This window comes from Flavobacterium sp. SM2513 (genome assembly GCF_050908145.1).
Lineage (GTDB): Bacteria > Bacteroidota > Bacteroidia > Flavobacteriales > Flavobacteriaceae > Flavobacterium.
Genome location: NZ_CP194228.1, coordinates 3,642,331 through 3,660,728, shown reverse-complemented (window position 1 = coordinate 3,660,728; position 18,398 = coordinate 3,642,331). Strand labels below are relative to the sequence as shown.

The 18,398-nt window shown below is 35.6% G+C and carries 21 protein-coding genes; 8 read left to right on the top strand and 13 right to left on the bottom strand.

Annotated elements, in window-relative coordinates; all coding sequences use genetic code 11:
* Positions 1 to 191 precede the first annotated feature (191 nt).
* The 3 genes from ACQ5J2_RS15625 to ACQ5J2_RS15615 are packed head-to-tail and all read left to right on the top strand — an operon-like array spanning position 192 to position 2,446.
* A complete protein-coding gene (locus ACQ5J2_RS15625) occupies positions 192 to 1,505 on the top strand; it encodes a TIGR00341 family protein (RefSeq protein ID WP_432671393.1) in 1,314 nt (437 codons plus the stop codon).
* Between the two features lie 3 nt (positions 1,506 to 1,508).
* Positions 1,509 to 2,012 (top strand): DUF4199 domain-containing protein, encoded by a 504-nt coding sequence (locus tag ACQ5J2_RS15620; protein ID WP_432671392.1) that lies wholly within the window; start codon positions 1,509 to 1,511, stop codon positions 2,010 to 2,012.
* Entirely contained in the window at positions 2,009 to 2,446 is a 438-nt protein-coding gene (locus ACQ5J2_RS15615; RefSeq protein WP_432671391.1) for a VOC family protein, read from the top strand. Before ACQ5J2_RS15620 ends, ACQ5J2_RS15615 begins: the two co-directional genes overlap by 4 nt.
* Before the next feature lie 83 nt (positions 2,447 to 2,529).
* Here ACQ5J2_RS15615 and ACQ5J2_RS15610 read toward each other — a convergent pair whose 3' ends face one another.
* The 8 genes from ACQ5J2_RS15610 to ACQ5J2_RS15575 all read right to left on the bottom strand — a co-directional run bounded on the left by ACQ5J2_RS15610 (position 2,530) and on the right by ACQ5J2_RS15575 (position 10,625).
* Entirely contained in the window at positions 2,530 to 4,749 is a 2,220-nt protein-coding gene (locus ACQ5J2_RS15610; protein WP_432671390.1) for a RelA/SpoT family protein, read from the bottom strand.
* Positions 4,750 to 5,077: 328 nt separating this feature from the next.
* Entirely contained in the window at positions 5,078 to 6,415 is a 1,338-nt protein-coding gene (creD, locus tag ACQ5J2_RS15605; RefSeq protein ID WP_432671389.1) for a cell envelope integrity protein CreD, read from the bottom strand.
* A gap of 380 nt (positions 6,416 to 6,795) precedes the next feature.
* Positions 6,796 to 7,092: a winged helix-turn-helix domain-containing protein gene (locus ACQ5J2_RS15600; RefSeq protein ID WP_432671388.1), complete on the bottom strand. Its 297-nt coding sequence runs from the start codon at positions 7,090 to 7,092 to the stop codon at positions 6,796 to 6,798.
* Positions 7,092 to 7,715, bottom strand: a complete 624-nt coding sequence (locus tag ACQ5J2_RS15595) for a hypothetical protein (RefSeq protein WP_432671387.1) — start codon at positions 7,713 to 7,715, stop codon at positions 7,092 to 7,094. The genes ACQ5J2_RS15600 and ACQ5J2_RS15595 overlap by 1 nt, the downstream gene beginning before the upstream one ends.
* A 186-nt stretch (positions 7,716 to 7,901) precedes the next feature.
* Entirely contained in the window at positions 7,902 to 8,747 is an 846-nt protein-coding gene (locus ACQ5J2_RS15590) for a hypothetical protein (RefSeq protein ID WP_432671386.1), read from the bottom strand.
* 18 nt (positions 8,748 to 8,765) lie between these two features.
* On the bottom strand, positions 8,766 to 9,584 hold the full coding sequence (kdsA, locus tag ACQ5J2_RS15585) for a 3-deoxy-8-phosphooctulonate synthase (RefSeq protein ID WP_432671385.1): 819 nt from the start codon (positions 9,582 to 9,584) through the stop codon (positions 8,766 to 8,768).
* 97 nt (positions 9,585 to 9,681) lie between these two features.
* Positions 9,682 to 10,137 carry a 2-dehydro-3-deoxyphosphooctonate aldolase gene (locus ACQ5J2_RS15580; RefSeq protein ID WP_432671384.1) on the bottom strand — a complete coding sequence of 152 codons (456 nt, stop codon included), beginning with the start codon at positions 10,135 to 10,137 and terminating at the stop codon, positions 9,682 to 9,684.
* A gap of 5 nt (positions 10,138 to 10,142) precedes the next feature.
* The gene (locus ACQ5J2_RS15575) at positions 10,143 to 10,625 is read right to left on the bottom strand and encodes a DUF4199 domain-containing protein (RefSeq protein ID WP_432671383.1); all 483 of its coding nucleotides are present in this window, start codon (positions 10,623 to 10,625) and stop codon (positions 10,143 to 10,145) included.
* A 107-nt stretch (positions 10,626 to 10,732) separates the two neighbouring features.
* Between ACQ5J2_RS15575 and ACQ5J2_RS15570 the strand changes: the two genes are divergently transcribed.
* The 3 genes from ACQ5J2_RS15570 to ACQ5J2_RS15560 all read left to right on the top strand — a co-directional run bounded on the left by ACQ5J2_RS15570 (position 10,733) and on the right by ACQ5J2_RS15560 (position 12,406).
* On the top strand, positions 10,733 to 11,290 hold the full coding sequence (locus ACQ5J2_RS15570) for a YeeE/YedE family protein (protein ID WP_432671382.1): 558 nt from the start codon (positions 10,733 to 10,735) through the stop codon (positions 11,288 to 11,290).
* A gap of 43 nt (positions 11,291 to 11,333) precedes the next feature.
* A complete protein-coding gene (locus tag ACQ5J2_RS15565) occupies positions 11,334 to 11,747 on the top strand; it encodes a DUF6691 family protein (protein ID WP_432671381.1) in 414 nt (137 codons plus the stop codon).
* A gap of 209 nt (positions 11,748 to 11,956) precedes the next feature.
* The gene (locus tag ACQ5J2_RS15560; protein WP_432671380.1) at positions 11,957 to 12,406 is read left to right on the top strand and encodes a lipocalin family protein; all 450 of its coding nucleotides are present in this window, start codon (positions 11,957 to 11,959) and stop codon (positions 12,404 to 12,406) included.
* Between the two features lie 59 nt (positions 12,407 to 12,465).
* Here the strand turns inward: ACQ5J2_RS15560 and ACQ5J2_RS15555 are convergent, their stop codons facing one another.
* Both ACQ5J2_RS15555 and prmA read right to left on the bottom strand, forming a co-directional pair.
* Complete coding sequence (locus ACQ5J2_RS15555) at positions 12,466 to 12,741, bottom strand: ATP-dependent Clp protease adaptor ClpS (RefSeq protein ID WP_432671379.1); 276 nt, start codon at positions 12,739 to 12,741, stop codon at positions 12,466 to 12,468.
* A gap of 51 nt (positions 12,742 to 12,792) precedes the next feature.
* Positions 12,793 to 13,629 (bottom strand): 50S ribosomal protein L11 methyltransferase, encoded by an 837-nt coding sequence (gene prmA / locus ACQ5J2_RS15550; protein ID WP_432671378.1) that lies wholly within the window; start codon positions 13,627 to 13,629, stop codon positions 12,793 to 12,795.
* An 89-nt stretch (positions 13,630 to 13,718) separates the two neighbouring features.
* Between prmA and ACQ5J2_RS15545 the strand changes: the two genes are divergently transcribed.
* Together ACQ5J2_RS15545 and ACQ5J2_RS15540 are read left to right on the top strand one after the other, a co-directional pair.
* Positions 13,719 to 14,942 carry a porin gene (locus ACQ5J2_RS15545; RefSeq protein WP_432671377.1) on the top strand — a complete coding sequence of 408 codons (1,224 nt, stop codon included), beginning with the start codon at positions 13,719 to 13,721 and terminating at the stop codon, positions 14,940 to 14,942.
* A gap of 166 nt (positions 14,943 to 15,108) precedes the next feature.
* Positions 15,109 to 16,068 carry a hypothetical protein gene (locus ACQ5J2_RS15540; protein WP_432671376.1) on the top strand — a complete coding sequence of 320 codons (960 nt, stop codon included), beginning with the start codon at positions 15,109 to 15,111 and terminating at the stop codon, positions 16,066 to 16,068.
* 366 nt (positions 16,069 to 16,434) lie between these two features.
* Here ACQ5J2_RS15540 and ACQ5J2_RS15535 read toward each other — a convergent pair whose 3' ends face one another.
* The 3 genes from ACQ5J2_RS15535 to ACQ5J2_RS15525 all read right to left on the bottom strand — a co-directional run bounded on the left by ACQ5J2_RS15535 (position 16,435) and on the right by ACQ5J2_RS15525 (position 18,395).
* Positions 16,435 to 16,914 carry a hypothetical protein gene (locus tag ACQ5J2_RS15535; RefSeq protein WP_432671375.1) on the bottom strand — a complete coding sequence of 160 codons (480 nt, stop codon included), beginning with the start codon at positions 16,912 to 16,914 and terminating at the stop codon, positions 16,435 to 16,437.
* A gap of 188 nt (positions 16,915 to 17,102) precedes the next feature.
* Complete coding sequence (locus ACQ5J2_RS15530; protein WP_432671374.1) at positions 17,103 to 17,876, bottom strand: TerC family protein; 774 nt, start codon at positions 17,874 to 17,876, stop codon at positions 17,103 to 17,105.
* Between the two features lie 141 nt (positions 17,877 to 18,017).
* Positions 18,018 to 18,395 carry a DNA topoisomerase IV gene (locus tag ACQ5J2_RS15525; protein WP_432671373.1) on the bottom strand — a complete coding sequence of 126 codons (378 nt, stop codon included), beginning with the start codon at positions 18,393 to 18,395 and terminating at the stop codon, positions 18,018 to 18,020.
* Positions 18,396 to 18,398: the final 3 nt, after the last annotated feature.

The following is an 18,398-nucleotide window of genomic DNA, read 5'->3' as shown; positions in this document are numbered from 1 at the left end:
TTTTTTGAATAGTTTACCGAAGTACTTTTTTATGCGAGTCCATAAAAAGTGCATACTACTGAACTTATTTTCTTAATGAGGGCATTTGTGCTTAAAAAAATATAAAATTCCATAATTTGCAAGCTATAAATTATATCTTTATTGCCATTATATCTTGAATTGTAGTAGCTATGCTTAGAACGTTAATAAGAATGTTTAACCTCCATGAGGGAGAGGACGACCGCGAGAAAACGCTTGAAATCATCAAGAAGAATATTGATTTTCAAGGAGCAAATCTCTGGATTTTGGCTTGTGCCATTATTGTGGCTTCCGTAGGTTTAAATGTCAACTCGACAGCGGTGGTTATTGGTGCGATGTTGATTTCGCCATTAATGGGACCTATCGTAGGTGCTGGTTTTGCCCTAGGTGTTTATGATTTTAATTTGCTCAAAAAGTCTTTGCGCAACTTAGCATTAGCCACTGTAATAGGTTTGGTCTTTTCGACCTTGTATTTTTACATCAGTCCTTTTAAGGATGTGCAATCGGAAATCCTGGCACGTACGAGTCCTAATATCTATGATATTCTTATTGCTTTCTTTGGAGGAATTGTGGGTGTAATTGCTGTTACACGTGTAGAAAAAGGGAATCCCATTCCGGGAGTTGCGATTGCTACAGCATTGATGCCACCGTTATGTGTAGCGGGTTTTGGTCTAGCCACCGGAAACTGGAGTTTCTTCTTTGGTGCCGCCTATTTGTATTGTATTAATTGTGTTTTTATTGGTATTGCCACGTTTTTGATTGTGAAATACTTGAAGTATCCGCCTAAGATACAAGTGGATGAAAGAGAACAAAGACAAGTGCGGTACATCATTTCGGCACTTATTTTAGTAATGTTGTTGCCAAGTGCTTACCTGGCTTACACGCTTTACAAAGAGCAAGAGTTGAAAAAGAATATTGAACGTTTTGTGACCAATGAGTTTGTGGACAATGGTTTTACCATCGTTTATAAAAGAACGGATTTAAAGAGTGCCAATAAAAAGTTAGAGTTGGGATTCTTGTCCAAGCGTTTTGAAAAAGACGAGATTGCTTTGTATAACAAGAAGTTAAAGAACTATAATGTAGATAATACCAAGCTTGTTATTTTGCAAGACAGCACTGATAGGCTACTGACTTTGAAAGGCGATATTTTGAATGAAATTCAGGGAAGTCAGAAAATTGATGATAGGGACATTCGAATTGCAGAATTGCGGAATGAAATTGCATTAAACAGTTTTGACGACGTGAGCATCTACAGTGAAGCAAAGATTTTATTCCCTACACTAGAGAAGTTTTCTATTGCAAACCATAATTTCTTGATGAAAAAAGACAGTGTATTTAAAGAAACGGTGGTCATTATCTCTAGCGAAAAACCATTGGAAAAGGAAGAAGCCAAGAAATTTGAAGACTGGTTGAAATCGAAGTTGGCACTTCAAAACTTACAAGTACTACAGGAACAGCGCGATTTAAATAAAAAAGTAAAGAAATAAGGTATGAATAGCAGGTTTATAGAGATTAAGTGGGGAGTTATATTTGTCATCATGTCCTTAGTATGGATGGAAGTGGAAAAAATCTTGGGCTTGCATGATAAATATCTGAACATGCATCAGTATATCACGATGCTTTTTATGATTCCCGCCATTTGGATTTATGTTGCGGGACTTAAAGAAAAGAAAAGGAAAGATTATAGTGGAGTGATGAGCTACAAGCAAGGATTTGTATCAGGATTAATAATCACTATAGTTGTAACGCTTTTCTCTCCATTAACCCAATGGATTATTTCAGAAATTATTACACCTGATTATTTTACGAATGTAATTGCTTATTCGCTCGAAACAGGCTATCATAAATCTCTTGCGGAAGCGGAAGCTCAGTTTAATCTCGAAAACTATATCATTCAAAGCACTGTTGGCGCGTTATTGATGGGTATTGTAACATCTGCCATTGTTGCTTTTTTTGTAAAAACGAATAGAAACAACTTAAATAATAACGTATGACAACAGTAAATGTTTATTTGAATTATCTGGGTAATTGTGAAGAAGCTTTTCTTTTTTACCAATCTGTTTTTGGAGGGGAGTTTTCTTATGTAGGACGTTTTAGCAATATTCCTGAAGGTTCCGAGATGCCTCCCGTACCAGAGGATTTGAAAGATAAAATTATGCACATCAGTTTGCCCATTAGTGCCGAAACCATGTTGATGGGAAGTGACACTGGTGGCGAATGGGGACCACCTTTTAAGCAAGGAAACAACTTTGCAGTAAGTATCACGGCAGATAGCAAGGAGAAAGCAAACCTTTTGTTTGAACAATTATCAGCAGGTGGAGCTGTAACCATGCCTATGGCCGATACCTTTTGGGGTGATTACTTTGGGATGTTTGAAGATAAGTTTGGCATCAACTGGATGGTAGGTTGCAGTACCCAACAGGAATAAGACGTAATATATAAGGTATAAAAAAAACTCTTTTGAACAGGATTCAAAAGAGTTTTTTTAGTTTTAATAAAGGATTAGAACCCTTAGGTTTTATTCACACGCGTTACTTTATCAATCCCGTCAATTTTCTTAATGTTGTCGGTCAATTTTTTTAGTATAACATTGTTTTGAACAATAACAACGAGTTGTCCTTTAAAGATTCCCGCTTCACTACTCAGCGAAATACTTTGAATATTTACGTGCATATTGTTAGAAACTACCTTAGTCAATTCATTTGTAAGGCCCAAACTGTCCATTCCTGTAATGTCGAGCATTGCTTTAAATTCCTGTTGAGACGAGTCAATCCATTTGGCTTGAATAATTCGATAAGCATAATTCGACTGCAAGCTTATGGCATTTGGGCAATCTTTCTTATGGACTTTTATACCTTCATTAATAGTAATAAACCCAAACACATTGTCACCGGGGATGGGATTGCAACAAGCAGAAAGTTTATAATCCAACTTGTCTTGCTCTTTACCAAAAACCAACATGTCATAATGCTGACTGATTTCCTCTTTAATACCATGCTCAGCAGGCAACGAAGGGGCACGTTTTATTTTACTCTTAAAGAAGTTCATGAACGAATTGCTCTTTAGCGACGCAAATTCTTTTAACTGTGCATTTTCAATAGTACCAATTCCTGCTTTGTAAAATAAGTCTAAACTTGTTTTAAGTTTGAAAAAACTAACCATTTCGTTGATTGTATTTTCATTGAAAGCAATTTTCAAATGACGCAGTTTACGTGTCAACAATTCTTTACCGTCTTCGGCAATTTTCTTGGTATCTTCGTTTAGTACATTCTTAATTTTATTCTTAGCCCGCGAAGTCGTCACATAATCAAGCCAATGTGAAGTAGGTTTCTGATTGACCGACGTAATGATTTCCACTTGGTCACCACTTTTAAGCTCGTAATTCAGCGGAACTAATTTCCCGTTGACACGTGTTCCTCTGGTTTTTACGCCAATTTCCGAGTGAATACTAAACGCAAAATCAAGTGAAGTAGCGCCTTTGGGCAATGATTTTATTTCTCCTTTTGGAGTAAACACAAAGATTTCCTTTGAATAAAGGTTCATCTTGAAATCTTCTACAAAGTCAACCGCATTGGATTCTTGGTTTTCTAAGGCTTCTTTTAGTAAGTTCAACCAAACATCTAGTCCGCTTTCTTCGGTAGCACCTTGTTTGTATTTGTAATGTGCAGCATAACCTTTTTCGGCAATTTCATCCATTCGTTCACTTCGCACTTGCACTTCTACCCAGCGGCCTTTTGGTCCCATAACGGTAATGTGCAATGCTTCGTATCCGGTAGATTTAGGCGAAGAAATCCAATCCCTCAACCTACTCGGACTCGGACGGTAATGGTCAGTTACAATAGAGTAAATCTTCCAAGCAACAAACTTTTCTTGACCAGGTTCGCATTTATAAACGATTCGGAGGGCAAACTTGTCGTACACTTCGTCGTAACTGACATTCTGGGCTTTCATTTTGCGACGAATAGAGTAGATGGATTTCGGACGTCCTTTAATCACACAATCAATATCTTCGGCAACTAAAGATTCATGAATGGTATCCGATATAGTTTTGATATAAGCATCCTGTTCTTCTTTCGTCTCCTTTATTTTACTAACAATGTCGTTGTAAACTTCTGGTTCGGTATATTTTAAACCCAAATCTTCAAGTTGCGATTTGATGTTATACAATCCCAATCGGTGGGCTAGAGGTGCATAAATGTATAAGGTTTCAGAAGCAATTTTCATCTGTTTATAATCCGCCATTGATTCCATGGTTTGCATATTGTGCAAACGATCGGCAAGTTTAATGAGGATTACGCGAACGTCGTCGTTAAGCGTCAACAACATTTTTCGGAAATTCTCCGCTTGAAGCGAAATATTCATGTCTTTCTGCACCTGCGAAATCTTGGTCAAACCTTCTACCAACTGTGCAATTTTACTATTGAATTTCTTCTCGATGTCTTCAACAGTAATTTCCGTATCTTCCACAACGTCGTGCATCAATGCAGCAGCAATGGAACTGGCTCCTAGACCAATTTCCGAAGCAACAATTTTGGCTACAGCAATGGGGTGAAAGATGTACGCTTCTCCTGATTTTCTTCGCACGTCTTTATGAGCATCAACGGCCAAGTCAAAAGCTTTCCGAATGAGTTTCTTATCATCGTCCGACAGCGTTTGATAACTGATGCGTAATAATTCCTTATATTCTTTTGCAATTGCTTTATTCTCTAATTCAATATCAACTTCTGTCATAAACCGTTTTCTAGTTTAGTTAAAATTAGAATTAAAATTTGGATTGTGCAAACAAATAAACCTTTAATACAGGACTGTATTAAAGGTTTATTGATTAAAGATAATAGAGCTAACATTTATAAAGTGAACTTGTAGATTACTTGTTAGCCTACTTGTATTTTGGGCGTTTCCTACGGCCGCGTCTTCCGCTGTATCTTTTGTTCCGCTACCGCTGCACAAAAGGATGCCGCTTCAACCGCTAACGCAACCTCGTTGTTAATTTACTTCATTACAGTTTTTCATCACATGCTGTAAATAGTAGCAACAATACCGTTTTGAGCCGTTTCATTTACTTCATGTCCCAATCGATTTTTCTAGAAAAGTACATCACAATTCCCAATATCAAGAACAACCCGATACTTCCTACTAACAAAGCGTAGTTTTCAAGTTGGATAATTACATAAATAAAACAGTAAAGAGAAGCTAAGGCTAATGCAATAAAGACCGAGAATTTCTTGCTTTTCAAAATAGAAAGCGTGTAAAAGAACAGCATAACGATAACGGCAAACGTGGCAATTCCGTAAGCAATTGAAAACGTAGAATGTTCCGTTATGGAAATCAATAAAGTATAGAACAACACTAAAGCCAACCCAATCATTCCGTACTGAAAGATGTGAATGCTTATTTTACTAATCGTCTGGATAAGAAAGAAGATTAAGAAAGTAAGTCCAATCATTAGGAAACCATACTTAGAAGCACGTTCGTTTTGTTGATATTGGTCTACTGTTTCTATTAATTTCACACCAAATAAATACTCATTCAGTTGAGGTAAAAGCTCTGCATACTCTTGTGAGAAAGGTCGGTTGACTTGTGAGATATTCCAATCGGCATGAAAACCATCTTCCGTGACGGATTTCGAACCTGTATTTGCAGAAAAGATACCTTCAAAGCTAGGGTCTTGCCAGTCGGAATCAATTGAAACCGTTGTGTTTTTCCCTACGGGAATAAATTTCACCGAATTGCTTCCGTTGTATTTCATCTCAAACTGAAATCTCAAGTTTTCAGCACCTGTACTATCAAACACATCCGATTGTAAGTCATCGTAGTATTTGTCAGCATTTGCTTTCGATTCAAAAGTGAGTGAGGTATCATTTACTTTCAAATTCAAATCGCTTTTACTGCTTTTTAAATTAGTAGTCTTTACCAATACCGTAGCTTGTTCCCAAAGCACATTGGCTTCGTCAATCTGTAATTTTTTGAAATTTGGCTTTGCAAAAGAACCCTCGCATTTGATAGCCGTTCCAAAAACAACGACATTATACAAACCTCGATTCAAGGAATTGTCCTTTTGTATTGTTGATTTGAAATCCAACTTTTCAGGAAAGAAATAAGCAAATGCGGTAGATTGCGTAGTGCTAATCTCTTGCTTCTTGGTTTCGGGATTAATGAATTCAGTTTTGTTAAACACCCGATAAGGAATGCGAAGAATCGGTCCATAAAGATGCACATCTGTTCCCCAAGACTTGGTCACTTCCTCAACGACGTCTTGTTTTCGGTCAGCTCGTTCCGCAATTAAACTTTGTACATAAGAAAGCGGAATTAGTAAAAAAAGCGCTAGTAAACCCACCATAATTATTTTTGCAGTGGTAGTTTGGTAAAAAGGGATTTCATTTTTAGAAGTTTCCATAAGTAGAGATTTTAATTAGATAATATTTTGATTGATAATGATAAACAGATATAGGAAAACGATTGGAATATTAGACAAAACCACTATAAGTTCTTCGGTGGTCTTTTGACGAAGTTCAGAGACACGTACAAGTCTCCTAATTAAGAATACAAAAAGGCAAAAATTAATTAAGGCGGCAGCCACAATGTATAATAATGTTAAAATCAAGAACTCTGTAGTCAACGGTACTAAGAAAGAGCTTACAAATAATAGTGTGCCACCTGTAAAAGATAGTAGTGCTATTTTTATAGGAAATGAGGCAGAGTTAAAGAGATGTATTTCATCCATGACAACATGTAAAGTACTTTGTTTTTCAAAGTAAGTAGATAAATTTTTTTAGTTTATCCTTTTTTTATTAATTTTTCAAGTGCTTCAATATGTTCTTGAAACGCTTTCTTTCCTAGTTTTGTAACCATGTAACGTGTATTGGGTTTCTTGCCAATAAATTGTTTTTCAATAGCAATATACGCTTCTGATTCCAAAGCTTTGGTATGACTGGCAAGATTTCCGTCGGTTACCCCGAGAAGTTCTTTGAGCATGTTAAAGTCAGCATATTCATTGACCATCAAAATCGACATGATGCCCAGTCGAATACGATGGTCGAACGCTTTATTGATATTTTGAACGATATTTTTCATTATTTTCTTTCGTATTTAAAATACATCACGGAACCGTAAAAAATATGGCAAACCCCAAATCCCAACGACCAAAATAACAATCCATATTCAATAAACCAAAGCGAAATAAAGGCTAAAATCAAAAGTGTGATTCCTAAATACCGAACGTCACCCAATGTGTATTTACTAGCATTGACACAAGCCAATCCGTAAAAAATAAGTGTAAGTGGTGCGATTAGTGAAAACTGTTCTTTTTCAATTAAGAATAAAATTAGAATACCTCCCGTAATAAGGGGAATTAAAAAGTTGATTACTAAACGTTGTGACGACTGGTCCCAAATCTTTTCGCCGTGCAGCTTTGCTTTTCGTACAGTCAGGAAAATACCGCTAACTATGGATAAGAAAACTACTCCAGCCGCAATTACTAAAAGTTTATAAACAGCAAATTCCGAAATTACAAGAGATTTATAAGCACCCAATTCAGCTCCGTCAAAATAAATAGTTTGGTAAGCGAGGTAGGCACCAATCAAGGAATAGATTCCGGCTAGTATCCCAGATAAACCGCTTAACGAAATAAAACGAGACGAACGGTTCATCATGTTTTTGATTTCCGAAATGTCATTTAGATATTTGTTTGCTTTCATTTTAAAGTACTTTGAAGTGCAAAGTAAATGTATTTTGATGAACCAAACTAGTTTTTCTTTATTTTTTTTCAAAGAAAATAAAATAGTAGTGAAGAAGCTTGTTGTTAATTGTCTCTTGTAATTGTTTTTATAAAAAAAAATCGCTTTCCATAAATGAAAAGCGATTGGTATCGTGTTGAATTTATTTTAAATTCTGAAAATTCCACCAACAGAAATGATGCGTTGAAAGAATGTGAAATCTTGAGAAGCCGTATCGCTAGAGCTTTTTGTAGTACGAATATCCGGCATGTTGATGTATCCTGCTTTTAATTCGCCTTGAATATAAAAATACTTGAAAAAAGTAATGTTCAATCCCGCTTTCGCCGAAACTCCATAACCTGAAATATGGAAATCATCATGTCTTTCGCGACCTAACAATTGCGTATTTGTCTTTGGATATAAAACTCCAGCACCTAAACCTTCCGTAATATTTACTTGAATCTTATCGGTATTTGTAATGCGAAATAACTTCGAAATGTCATCAAAACGAGACACTTCAGTATGTACGTAATTCAAACCATCGGTGTGTTCATATGTCAAAAAATCATTCGTCAATAAAACTTGATTGCCTGGTAAAGTTTCACCATAAACTCCCGCATCAGGATAATTGCCTGAAAAGTCAACTACTTGGTTTTGACGCATGACATATTTCATGTGGTCCACTCCTAAAGTGATGCTGTAATGGTCGGAAATAAAATAACCCAACCGGAAATTCGTTTGCGGAATCGTCATTCGAGCCGGATTTACATAATCGATGTGCCAACCTTTTGGTTTGTCATCCGCTTTTACATCATTAAGTGTAAAATCATAATCCTTTCCTTTGAAATGAATATCGGATGTAGAGTAGCTTTCGCGATTTCCACCCCAAGAGACAAAGAACTTTCCTTTATTATGAGCGGTATATTTTTCTGGATTTGGTAATTCATCTTGAGCAGAAACTGTTGCTGAAAAAGCAGTGAAAATCAATGCGATGAACGTAAATTTTGTTTTCAAAATGTTATTTTAATAGTATTAAAAACTACGAACCGTTTTTCGGATAGCGACTAATTTTTTCATCAAGTCTTCGAAATAATCCAAGTGCAACATATTGGCTCCGTCGCTTTTTGCATTTGCTGGGTCAAAATGAGTTTCGATGAAAATTCCGTCTACGCCAACTGCAATTCCCGCTTTTGCAACGGTTTCAATCATGTCGGGACGTCCTCCAGTTACTCCAACGGTTTGATTGGGTTGCTGTAACGAATGCGTTACGTCCAAAACAGTTGTTGCATATTGCTGCATCGTAGGAATTCCGCGGTAATCGACAATCATATCTTGGTAGCCAAACATCGTACCTCTATCGGTTACCATTACGTTTTGGTTGTTGCAATCCAACACTTTCTGAACGGCATGTTTCATGCTTTCTGGACTCATAAACTGCCCTTTTTTCAAGTTGACTACTTTTCCAGTATTTGCAGCAGCAACTACTAAATCCGTTTGACGTACTAAAAAAGCAGGAATTTGCAACACATCTACATATTCAGCAGCCATTGCCGCATCTTCGTTCGTGTGAATGTCCGTTACCGTAGGAACATCAAATGTTTCCGATACTTTGCGTAAAATTTTCAAAGCTTTTTCGTCGCCAATTCCAGAGAAACTGTCAATTCGAGAACGATTTGCTTTTTTGAATGAACCTTTAAATACAAATGGAATCTGAAGATTATCCGTTATTCCAATTAATTTTTCGGCAATTCTTAGCGCCATTTCTTCGCTTTCAATGGCACAAGGACCGGCTAAAAGGAAAAAGTTGTCGCTTTCTAAATGTTTAATTTTAGGGATATGTTGTAAATTCATAGTAGAAATTTGATGCTGCAAAGATAGTTAAGATTTGGTAAACAAGATTCGAAGTTTATCTTAATGTTTGATGCCAGAATTATAATGAACAATAGTTTTAAAAAGTCTTTAAACCGAATCCCTTTGGAACCATAATAGGACTTTTTTCATAGATATTAAGGTACAATGTAATTGGGCTTTTTTGTCCCACCCATTTTACCTCATAAATATCGAGTAAGGCGGCACCAGACACGGAGTTTTTAGAAGGAAATGGACAGCAAACGCCTACTTTCTCGTAAAATACGACCTCGCCATTTGGTCCTGTCAATGCATTGAAAAAACGTTTTTGATTGATAGTATCGTTCGCTGTATTGCGGTAAAATATATTAATAGGATAATTTTTATCGTAACCGTATTTAGCATCCGATGCATATTCCTTGATTAGAAAAGCGTTTTGCTTATTGATTACTAAATTTGGAGCCGATTCATCGACGTTTTGCAGTGTGGATTTCGTACTGATACAAGAAACAAATAGTAATGCACAAGATGCCAACAATAATAAACGTGCTTTCATAAAATTTACTTTTTAGGTTTGGTTTGCAAAAATAAAGCCACAACAGCAGAAATAACAACCCCTAAGGACAGAGTGCCAAAAATGCTTTGTAGAATGTAACTCGTTAAATTAAAGTAATTCTCCGCCATTTCGCGCGAATTTCCTTTTGAAATAGAATATTCAATCATATTCGGGAAAAATTCTGGAGCGATTGCCTTGTGAAATATAATTTGACAAAAAGGAGTAAGAATTGCCATAACTATTGTTAGGAAAATACCGGTAACGCAGCCTTGTTTCCAACTCATCTCATCTTTGAAAAAATCTTTTTTCTTTTCTTTTATCGCAACAAAGTACACAAATACAGTTACGAACGTAAAAAGCATGGAATACAACGCATGGTCGCTGATTTTTGCTTCATAATAGCCGCTGCTTTTCTCAATGAAAAGCCACAAAATCCACAAGAATGCATATCGAATTCCCCATTTAATTTCTACTGCAAATTTCTTCATTATAAATAACTGATTTAGTGTCGCAAAATTAAACCATTATTTTAATACGAAGGCTTTTGACCCTAAAAATGATTAATAATGTTACTTTTGCACCAAATTTTTTATAAATGGAACATTTAACCGCCACTTGGCCTTGGTATATTTCTGGATTTCTAATAGGGATGATTATGCTTTGCCTCACTTATTTCGGTAAAGTTTTTGGAATGTCGTCTAACCTTCGAACACTTTGTACTATTGCTGGAGCGGATAAATTTGCCGATTTTTTTAAATTCGATTGGAAAGCACAAACGTGGAGTTTGATTGTTGTTCTTGGAGCGATGATTGGCGGTTTTGTTGCAATTCACTTTATGAGTGACGCTTCAAATGTAACTTTAAATCCCGATACGGTTGTCCAACTTTCTAGCTTGAATATTGATGCTCCAGAGGGAAAAATCGCACCAGATGCACTATTTGGTAATGAAGTTTTTCAATCTCCTAAAATGATTCTAATCTTAATAATAGGTGGAATTCTAATTGGATTTGGTTCAAGATATGCCGGTGGTTGTACTTCGGGTCATGCTATTTCAGGATTAAGTAACCTGCAATTTCCTTCGCTGAAAGCTGTAATAGGATTTTTCGTGGGAGGTTTAATTATGGTGCATTTTTTAATGCCTTTGATTTTTTAGGAGTAATTCTAAAAGATAATTATTAATTAAGAAAATCAAAACAATGAAATTTTTAAAATACATACTAGTCGGGTTTATTTTTGGGATTGTACTTACAAAGTCCGAAGCCGTTTCATGGTACCGCATCTATGAAATGTTTCAATTTCAGTCGTTTCACATGTACGGAATCATTGGTGTGGCTGTTGTGACAGGAATTATTGGTATTCAAGTTATCAAACGTTTAAACTTAAAGGACATCAAAGGAAATCCTATTGTTATTGCTGATAAAGAACCCGGTTCTGCCCGTTATTGGGTTGGTGGATTATTCTTTGGATTCGGTTGGGCATTAGTTGGCGCTTGTCCAGGTCCTATTTTTATACTTTTAGGTGCGGGAATTTTACCCGTTGTTTTTATTTTAATAGGCGCTTTACTTGGAACTTTTATTTACGGAATCTTAAGAGATAAATTACCTCATTAATTCACTGAAAAACAGTAGTATATTTTTTTTTACTTTTTATTAGAACCTACGATGCAATTATTTTATAAATTGTTTGAGATTTTTTATAAAAAGTATATATTTACCCCGTCAGTAGAGAAATGTAATAACATTTATTAGTATAAATACAATAGAAGTAATCCAATCAACGTTTACTTTGCAACTTAATAATAAACCTTAAAATTAAACATATGAAAAAGATTAAAGCATTAATGGTAGCCTTCGTTTTGGCTGGAATGACAGTAGTATCATGTAGTAGCGACGATTCAGGTCCAGCTGCAACAATTGACGGACAGTGGAACCAAGATAAAACAATTGTAAAAATTACAAATGGACCATCACAAACAATCAAATATACTGGAAATGAAACTGGGTGTGATAAAGATTACTTAGAATTTGCATCAGCCGGAGTTTTCAATGATGTGATTTTTAACAAAAATGGAGGTGGAGAATGTCTTCAAACTTCAACTCTAGGAACTTGGGTTAAAAATGAAGATATGCTTACTATAAATGATGCAGGATTTTTATCAGGAACCTATGAAATTCTAAAACTTTCTGGTAGTGCTTTACAAATTTCTACTACATCTCAAAGTGCTGGAACATCCACAACTACTACAATTTATTTGAAAAAAGCGAACTAAGCTTTTAAAATAATTACAAAAAAAAACCTTGACTATTTATTTAGTCAAGGTTTTTTTATTTAAACTAATTCAGCACTAAGTCCCGCTTCCAGAAGCAACGAACACTGCGGTTTGAGTTCGTCAAACGAACCTGTTTTTACCGTACATTTTCCTTTATAATGCACTAAAACAGCACATTGTTCCGCTTGAATGGCGGTGTGGTCACAAATTTGAACAAGCATTTCAATTACATGGTCAAAAGTGTTTACATCATCATTATACAAAACAATCTGGTTGTTTTGATCCACTGCATCTTCAACTAATACTTCTTCTTGTATTTTTTCTATTGTACTCATTTTGAATTTGAGATTTAAGATTTATGAGTTATAACTCATAATTTAATATTCTTACTCCTTTACATATTTCAACGAAATCCAATTGTTTCGCTCTAATTTCTTCACAAAAAGCAAACCATTTTCTGCACATGAAGCGTTGATGGCATCAAAATCTTCGTTGTAAAAACCACTTAAAAATAAAAGCCCTTCTGGATTTAAACAATCCACGTAACTCTGCATGTCATTCAGCAAAATATTGCGGTTGATATTCGCAATAATTACATCGTACTTTTTATCTTTTAATAAAGCCGCATCACCTTCATATACCGTAATTTGTTTGCAATTATTACGTTCGGCATTTTCAATCGAATTTAAGTAGCACCAGTTATCAATGTCAATGGCATCAATAGGTTCAGCTCCTTTCATTTCGGCTAAGATAGCTAAAATTGCAGTACCGCAACCTATGTCTAAAGTTTTCAAACCGCGAACATCCGTTTCTAATAAATGCTGAATCATCATGTGTGTGGTTTCATGATGACCGGTTCCGAAACTCATTTTTGGTTCAATAACGATATCATATTCAGCCTTTGTTTTTGGGTGAAACGGCGCTCGAACATGGCAAATATGGTCTACATCAATAGGTTCAAAGTTTTTCTCCCATTCTTCATTCCAGTTCACTTGTGCAATTTCCTCCATTGTATAGGAAATGGTAAACTCAGGCGAACTTAAGATGTAAATATCATCCAGAATATCTGCTGTCCAAAGTTCTTTTTGAACGTAAGCTACTATACCAAAGTCACTTTCGATAAAACTTTCAAAAGCTTTTTCGCCTAGTTCAGCAATAAGTATTTCTGAACCCAACTCTTTTGGTTCAACCGTAAAATGATATCCCAGATAAATGTTTGACATAACTTAAAATTTTTGCAAAGGTAACATTATCGTAACATATTGAAAAGATAATTAATAGTAAGTTTGCCGCAACTTTACATTTTATTGACATGAAAAGATTTTTACTTTTGGTTATGTTGTTCATTTTTTGGAATAATCAAGCCCAAGTTTCTATTAAGAAATCAACAGAAAATAATGATTTAAAATTATCTTCCTTGCCTTATTATAATTATGGAAAAGGTTTGGGGCTTACTTCGCCTGATAGTTTGTTCCAATTTAATATTAGATTTCGAATGCAAAATCGCGTCTCGTATTACGACACTGAAGGAGAGAAACCAACTTACGACGGACAAATTAGACGTTTGCGATTGCGATTTGACGGATATGTAGGTAATCCAAAATTTCTATATGCTATCCAACTTTCCTTTGCACCTGGAGATGTAGGAGAATTGCAAGAGGGGCAGAATATAAATATTATTCGGGATGCGGTGGTTTTTTACCGTCCCAATAAACATTGGAACTTTAGTTTTGGACAAACAAAATTACCCGGAAATAGACAACGAATCAATTCATCGGGAGCCTTGCAACTCACAGACCGTTCTATTAATAATGCAAAATTTACCATTGACAGAGATTTCGGAATACAGATTCACAATCTCAATGAATTTGAAGAAAAGTTTTCTTATAATTTTAAAGGAGCTATTTCAACGGGTGAAGGCCGGAATATTACAGATAAAGCAGATGATGGTGTCGCTTTAACCGGTAAAGTAGAACTTTTTCCGCTGGGGGCTTTCAAAAATAATGGAAGTTTCTTTGAAGGAGACCTTAGTCGAGAAGCACGACCAAAGTTAATGCTTTCGGGGGCTTTTCAGCAAAATAATAATTCGCAAAGAACTCAAGGACAACTGGGTGCTACCTTATTTGAAAAGCGAACTACCCAAGCCGTATTTCTAGATGCGATGGTTAAATACAACGGTTGGTCGTTGATGTCGAGTTACATGTCCCGTTCCGCATCAGATAATGCGTTGACTTTTAACCCCGCAGATGCAACTGATTTTAATTATGTATATGTAGGAAATGGGTTTGATTATCAAGCGAGTTACCTCTTCGAAAGCGATTATGAAGTAATAGGCCGCTATTCGTTGCAACATGTAGGTCCGGAAATCCATCAATTTACACCTCATGTGAAGCAGTACAGTTTAGGATTGACCAAATATATTTGGGAACATACCTTTAAATTGCAAACGGAAGTTACTTATGAAAGCTCGAATTACTTTGGCAATCAATCCGTAAACGATTGGTACTTACGTTTTCAAGTAGAAATTGGAATTTGATTAAGTGTCTAATATTAAAGTAAATTCAATCATATTGCTTTTTCGTTGTTAAAAATATACTAAAGGTGACGAAATGTTAAAATTTATTAAAGTTTTCCTAATTTTTTTGCAGGTATAAACCTAAAGGATATTTTTACGGAAATTAATTAAACCTTAAATTATTATTATGAAAAAGTTATTTTTATTTCTTGCCGTAGCAAGTACATCTATGTTTGTTTCGTGTTCTGACGACGATTCAAAAGACGGAGGGGAAACGATAGACCCAAATGCAGCAACTCAAATTGTTTTAGCAGCAAATGTTACTGAGATTGAGCTTGGTGAATCAGTTACTTTTACCGTAACAGATAACAATGCAGACGTGGTGACTTCTTCTTCTTCAATCTTGGTAAATGATGTTGAAATTGATGGAGCTACTTTTACTCCAGATGTTGCGGGTACTTTTACAGTACAAGCAAATCATACAAATACAAATGATCTTGTATTAGAAAGTAATGAAATAACGATTGTTGTTTCTGAAGCAGTTGTAGTGGTTACTGCAAGTGATTCATTTGTTATTGACAATGTAAATTATGAAACATCAATAGCTGGTTTCGGTTTTAGAGGTATTTACAATGCTGCAACAGCAGGAGAATATATAATTGTTTGGGATTTTAATCCTTATTTTGAAGATGGTACAGAATACCCAAATGATTTATACTTAACGATGATTAGTGCTATAACACCTTCAGGAACTGACCCAGATACTGGAGAACCTACGTTTACTGTTGAAAACCCTACAACAGGATCTTACACATTTACTACGAACGTTCCTGGTATTGATGATGTTTGGATTGTTGCTAATAATGTAAATATACTACCAGAAGATACTGCTGAAAGAGCTGCTTTAATTCAAGGTGTAACTTTAGATATTACAGCACTTACTTTTGCTGAAAATGAAGGTGACATGTCTAACTTAGAGGCTACATACTCAATAAGTTTAACTGATGGGACTGTAATTACAGGTGAGTATAGCGGAGAAACAGGTAGTTATGATGCAACTCCACAGGAGAGAGCAATCAAAAATGTTAAAGCTAAAGTTGCTAAAAAACAAATTAAAAATTTCAAATCAATTAGCTCAAAAAGATAATTGTTTTTTAAAATTTTTCAAAACCCGATTGTGAAAGCAATCGGGTTTTTTTTTTGCTTTGTGTTGACCTACTAAATACCGAGGCTCGCTTACGACATAGCTAGGCTTGCCTACCAAACACCGAGGCTCGCCTACGAAATACCGAGGCTAGCCTACCAAAACTATAAGCGAGCCTATCAAAACCATAGGCTCGCCTACTAAATAGCTAGGCGTGCCTACCAAACACCGAGGCTCGCCTACCAAAAAGATAGGCGAGCCTATCAAATAACTAGGCGTGCCTTTAAAAAAAAAAGCCTTTCAAGTTCTTAAACAGGAAAGGCTTTATATTTAGAAAAATTCAGGTTTATTGAGCTATAAACCAGGGTTTTATGGTGGGGCAGGCGTATCGTCATTTGGTTTGTTTCTAAACCTTCTGTTGTACTCATCCACATCACGCATGTTTAAATCAAGTGCAGAACTATTTTTTCTGGAAATTTGTAAGTTATCCACATAGCGGTCAGAAAGACTCATGTTGTCCATTCCTGAACCTAATAAAATTTCGTCTGTAATTTCTAAAAGTTGCAAAGCTCCTGCTCTAACGGCTCTAACATCGGCATAATAATCTAAGCTTGTAGAAAGGTCTTCTGGCGTGTCGGCTCTACTCAAGGCATCTGGAAATTGTGTAGCAATTGTAGAAACCAAGCGCACGTAGCCTTCTCGTCCTTGCGACATGCTTCGAGCACCTACCTTTTCTTCGTCTGTAAGCGAAACTTCAAAAGGTTTAAAAGCGTCAATAGCCTTTGTAATATTGACTTTAATATCATCTAAAACCACTGTAGGTGCAAAATCTGTTATAAATTTTCTCATAATCAAATATTTTAAATAATTAATAAATAGTAATTTGTTTGATAAATTTATAAAAAAAATCAATCACTTTTTAAAAAAAATAAGCCCGCAAATTTTCCTTAATTTACGGGCTTTTTTATCAATATTTAAGCAAATTACAGTGCAAAGCGGCTTTGTTTTTTATTCAAAAAAAGCGTGAAACGCTGCAATTAGTCTTTCTTTCTATTCATTCGCATGTTCAACATTTCAACCGCTAAGGAGAATGCGATGGCAAAATACAAATAGCCTTTAGGAACAACGCCTACCTTTTCGCCCACTAATGTCGCATCGGATAAGTGCATACTTTCTGTAATCAGCATAAAACCAATTAAGATTAGAAAGGCGAGACCCAGAATCTGAATGGAAGGATTTGCATTTACAAAATTACCCACAGGAACTGCAAAAAGCATCATAACCGCTACTGAAATCACTACTGCCGTAACCATGATATACAGAGCGCCTTCGACACCATTGGTCATTCCTACGGCTGTTAATATGGAGTCGACAGAGAAAATCAAGTCGATTAATAAAATTTGAAAAATCACGTTTCCGAACGATTTGGTTGCCGTACTTTTCAAAGTAGCTTCTTCATAGCCTTTATGGTCTACTTTTTCGTGAATTTCCTTAGTACTTTTGTAAATCAAAAACAATCCTCCAGCCAATAAAATCATAGCTTGACCAGTGATATCAGCACTAAACCAACCAAAATCAAACGAAAACCAAGGTGCCTTCATGGCAATCAAAAGAGTGATTCCAAAAAGTAATGCAATTCGCATAAACATGGCAAGAAATAAACCAATTCGAGTGGCACGCTTTCTCTTTTCAACAGGTAACTTTCCAGTTACGATTGAGATAAAAATGATGTTGTCAATTCCTAAGATGATTTCAAGGAATGTCAGTGTTAATAAGGCAATCCAAGCATCGGGTTGTAAAAATACTTCCATAAGATTTATGAATTAAGATTTAAGATTTATGAATTTAAACAATAGAGTATAGCATTAAAAGAAAGTATAAAGTACGTTGGTAATAATTTTAAAACCTACAAATCATAACTTACAACCTACAACCTACAACCTACAACCCAATCAATCTTCCAATTTTGTTACCGTTCCCGTCTGTTTTTCGTCACTTCCTACTACGTTAAATTCAAACATATAACTGTCTCTCGTGGTGCTCAAAATCTTAATGGAAACCGCTTTTTTCTCCGCCATACTTTTCGGATTGATTTTCTGAATAATGTATTCACAATCATTGATCCATCGAATGGAGGAAGTATCTGATTTTCCTTCATAGAAATCAATTTCCTGATTTTCGCTTCGGATAAAAGTGGTGCTTTTTTTTACGCCGTCAATTTCATGTTCAAACTTGAATTTACCGGTTTTAAAATCGGCACAATTGCGTTCGGGCGTTTCAAAACAAGAAGCGAAAGCAAATAGGAGGACAAAAGGGATAATTTTTTTCATAGT

Bases quoted from the DNA above. Each gene is read 5' to 3' on its own strand.
- ACQ5J2_RS15595 (WP_432671387.1), bottom strand. From the start codon at position 7,715: ATGAAAGCAAACAAATATCTAAATGACATTTCGGAAATCAAAAACATG.
- ACQ5J2_RS15575 (WP_432671383.1), bottom strand. From the start codon at position 10,625: ATGAAGAAATTTGCAGTAGAAATTAAATGGGGAATTCGATATGCATTC.
- ACQ5J2_RS15545 (WP_432671377.1), top strand. From the start codon at position 13,719: ATGAAAAGATTTTTACTTTTGGTTATGTTGTTCATTTTTTGGAATAAT.
- ACQ5J2_RS15580 (WP_432671384.1), bottom strand. From the start codon at position 10,137: ATGAAAGCACGTTTATTATTGTTGGCATCTTGTGCATTACTATTTGTT.
- ACQ5J2_RS15625 (WP_432671393.1), top strand. From the start codon at position 192: ATGTTTAACCTCCATGAGGGAGAGGACGACCGCGAGAAAACGCTTGAA.
- ACQ5J2_RS15570 (WP_432671382.1), top strand. From the start codon at position 10,733: ATGGAACATTTAACCGCCACTTGGCCTTGGTATATTTCTGGATTTCTA.
- ACQ5J2_RS15535 (WP_432671375.1), bottom strand. From the start codon at position 16,914: ATGAGAAAATTTATAACAGATTTTGCACCTACAGTGGTTTTAGATGAT.
- creD (WP_432671389.1), bottom strand. From the start codon at position 6,415: ATGGAAACTTCTAAAAATGAAATCCCTTTTTACCAAACTACCACTGCA.
- ACQ5J2_RS15560 (WP_432671380.1), top strand. From the start codon at position 11,957: ATGAAAAAGATTAAAGCATTAATGGTAGCCTTCGTTTTGGCTGGAATG.
- ACQ5J2_RS15555 (WP_432671379.1), bottom strand. From the start codon at position 12,741: ATGAGTACAATAGAAAAAATACAAGAAGAAGTATTAGTTGAAGATGCA.
- ACQ5J2_RS15620 (WP_432671392.1), top strand. From the start codon at position 1,509: ATGAATAGCAGGTTTATAGAGATTAAGTGGGGAGTTATATTTGTCATC.
- ACQ5J2_RS15615 (WP_432671391.1), top strand. From the start codon at position 2,009: ATGACAACAGTAAATGTTTATTTGAATTATCTGGGTAATTGTGAAGAA.
- ACQ5J2_RS15600 (WP_432671388.1), bottom strand. From the start codon at position 7,092: ATGAAAAATATCGTTCAAAATATCAATAAAGCGTTCGACCATCGTATT.
- ACQ5J2_RS15610 (WP_432671390.1), bottom strand. From the start codon at position 4,749: ATGACAGAAGTTGATATTGAATTAGAGAATAAAGCAATTGCAAAAGAA.
- prmA (WP_432671378.1), bottom strand. From the start codon at position 13,629: ATGTCAAACATTTATCTGGGATATCATTTTACGGTTGAACCAAAAGAG.
- ACQ5J2_RS15530 (WP_432671374.1), bottom strand. From the start codon at position 17,876: ATGGAAGTATTTTTACAACCCGATGCTTGGATTGCCTTATTAACACTG.
- ACQ5J2_RS15525 (WP_432671373.1), bottom strand. From the start codon at position 18,395: ATGAAAAAAATTATCCCTTTTGTCCTCCTATTTGCTTTCGCTTCTTGT.
- ACQ5J2_RS15540 (WP_432671376.1), top strand. From the start codon at position 15,109: ATGAAAAAGTTATTTTTATTTCTTGCCGTAGCAAGTACATCTATGTTT.
- ACQ5J2_RS15565 (WP_432671381.1), top strand. From the start codon at position 11,334: ATGAAATTTTTAAAATACATACTAGTCGGGTTTATTTTTGGGATTGTA.
- kdsA (WP_432671385.1), bottom strand. From the start codon at position 9,584: ATGAATTTACAACATATCCCTAAAATTAAACATTTAGAAAGCGACAAC.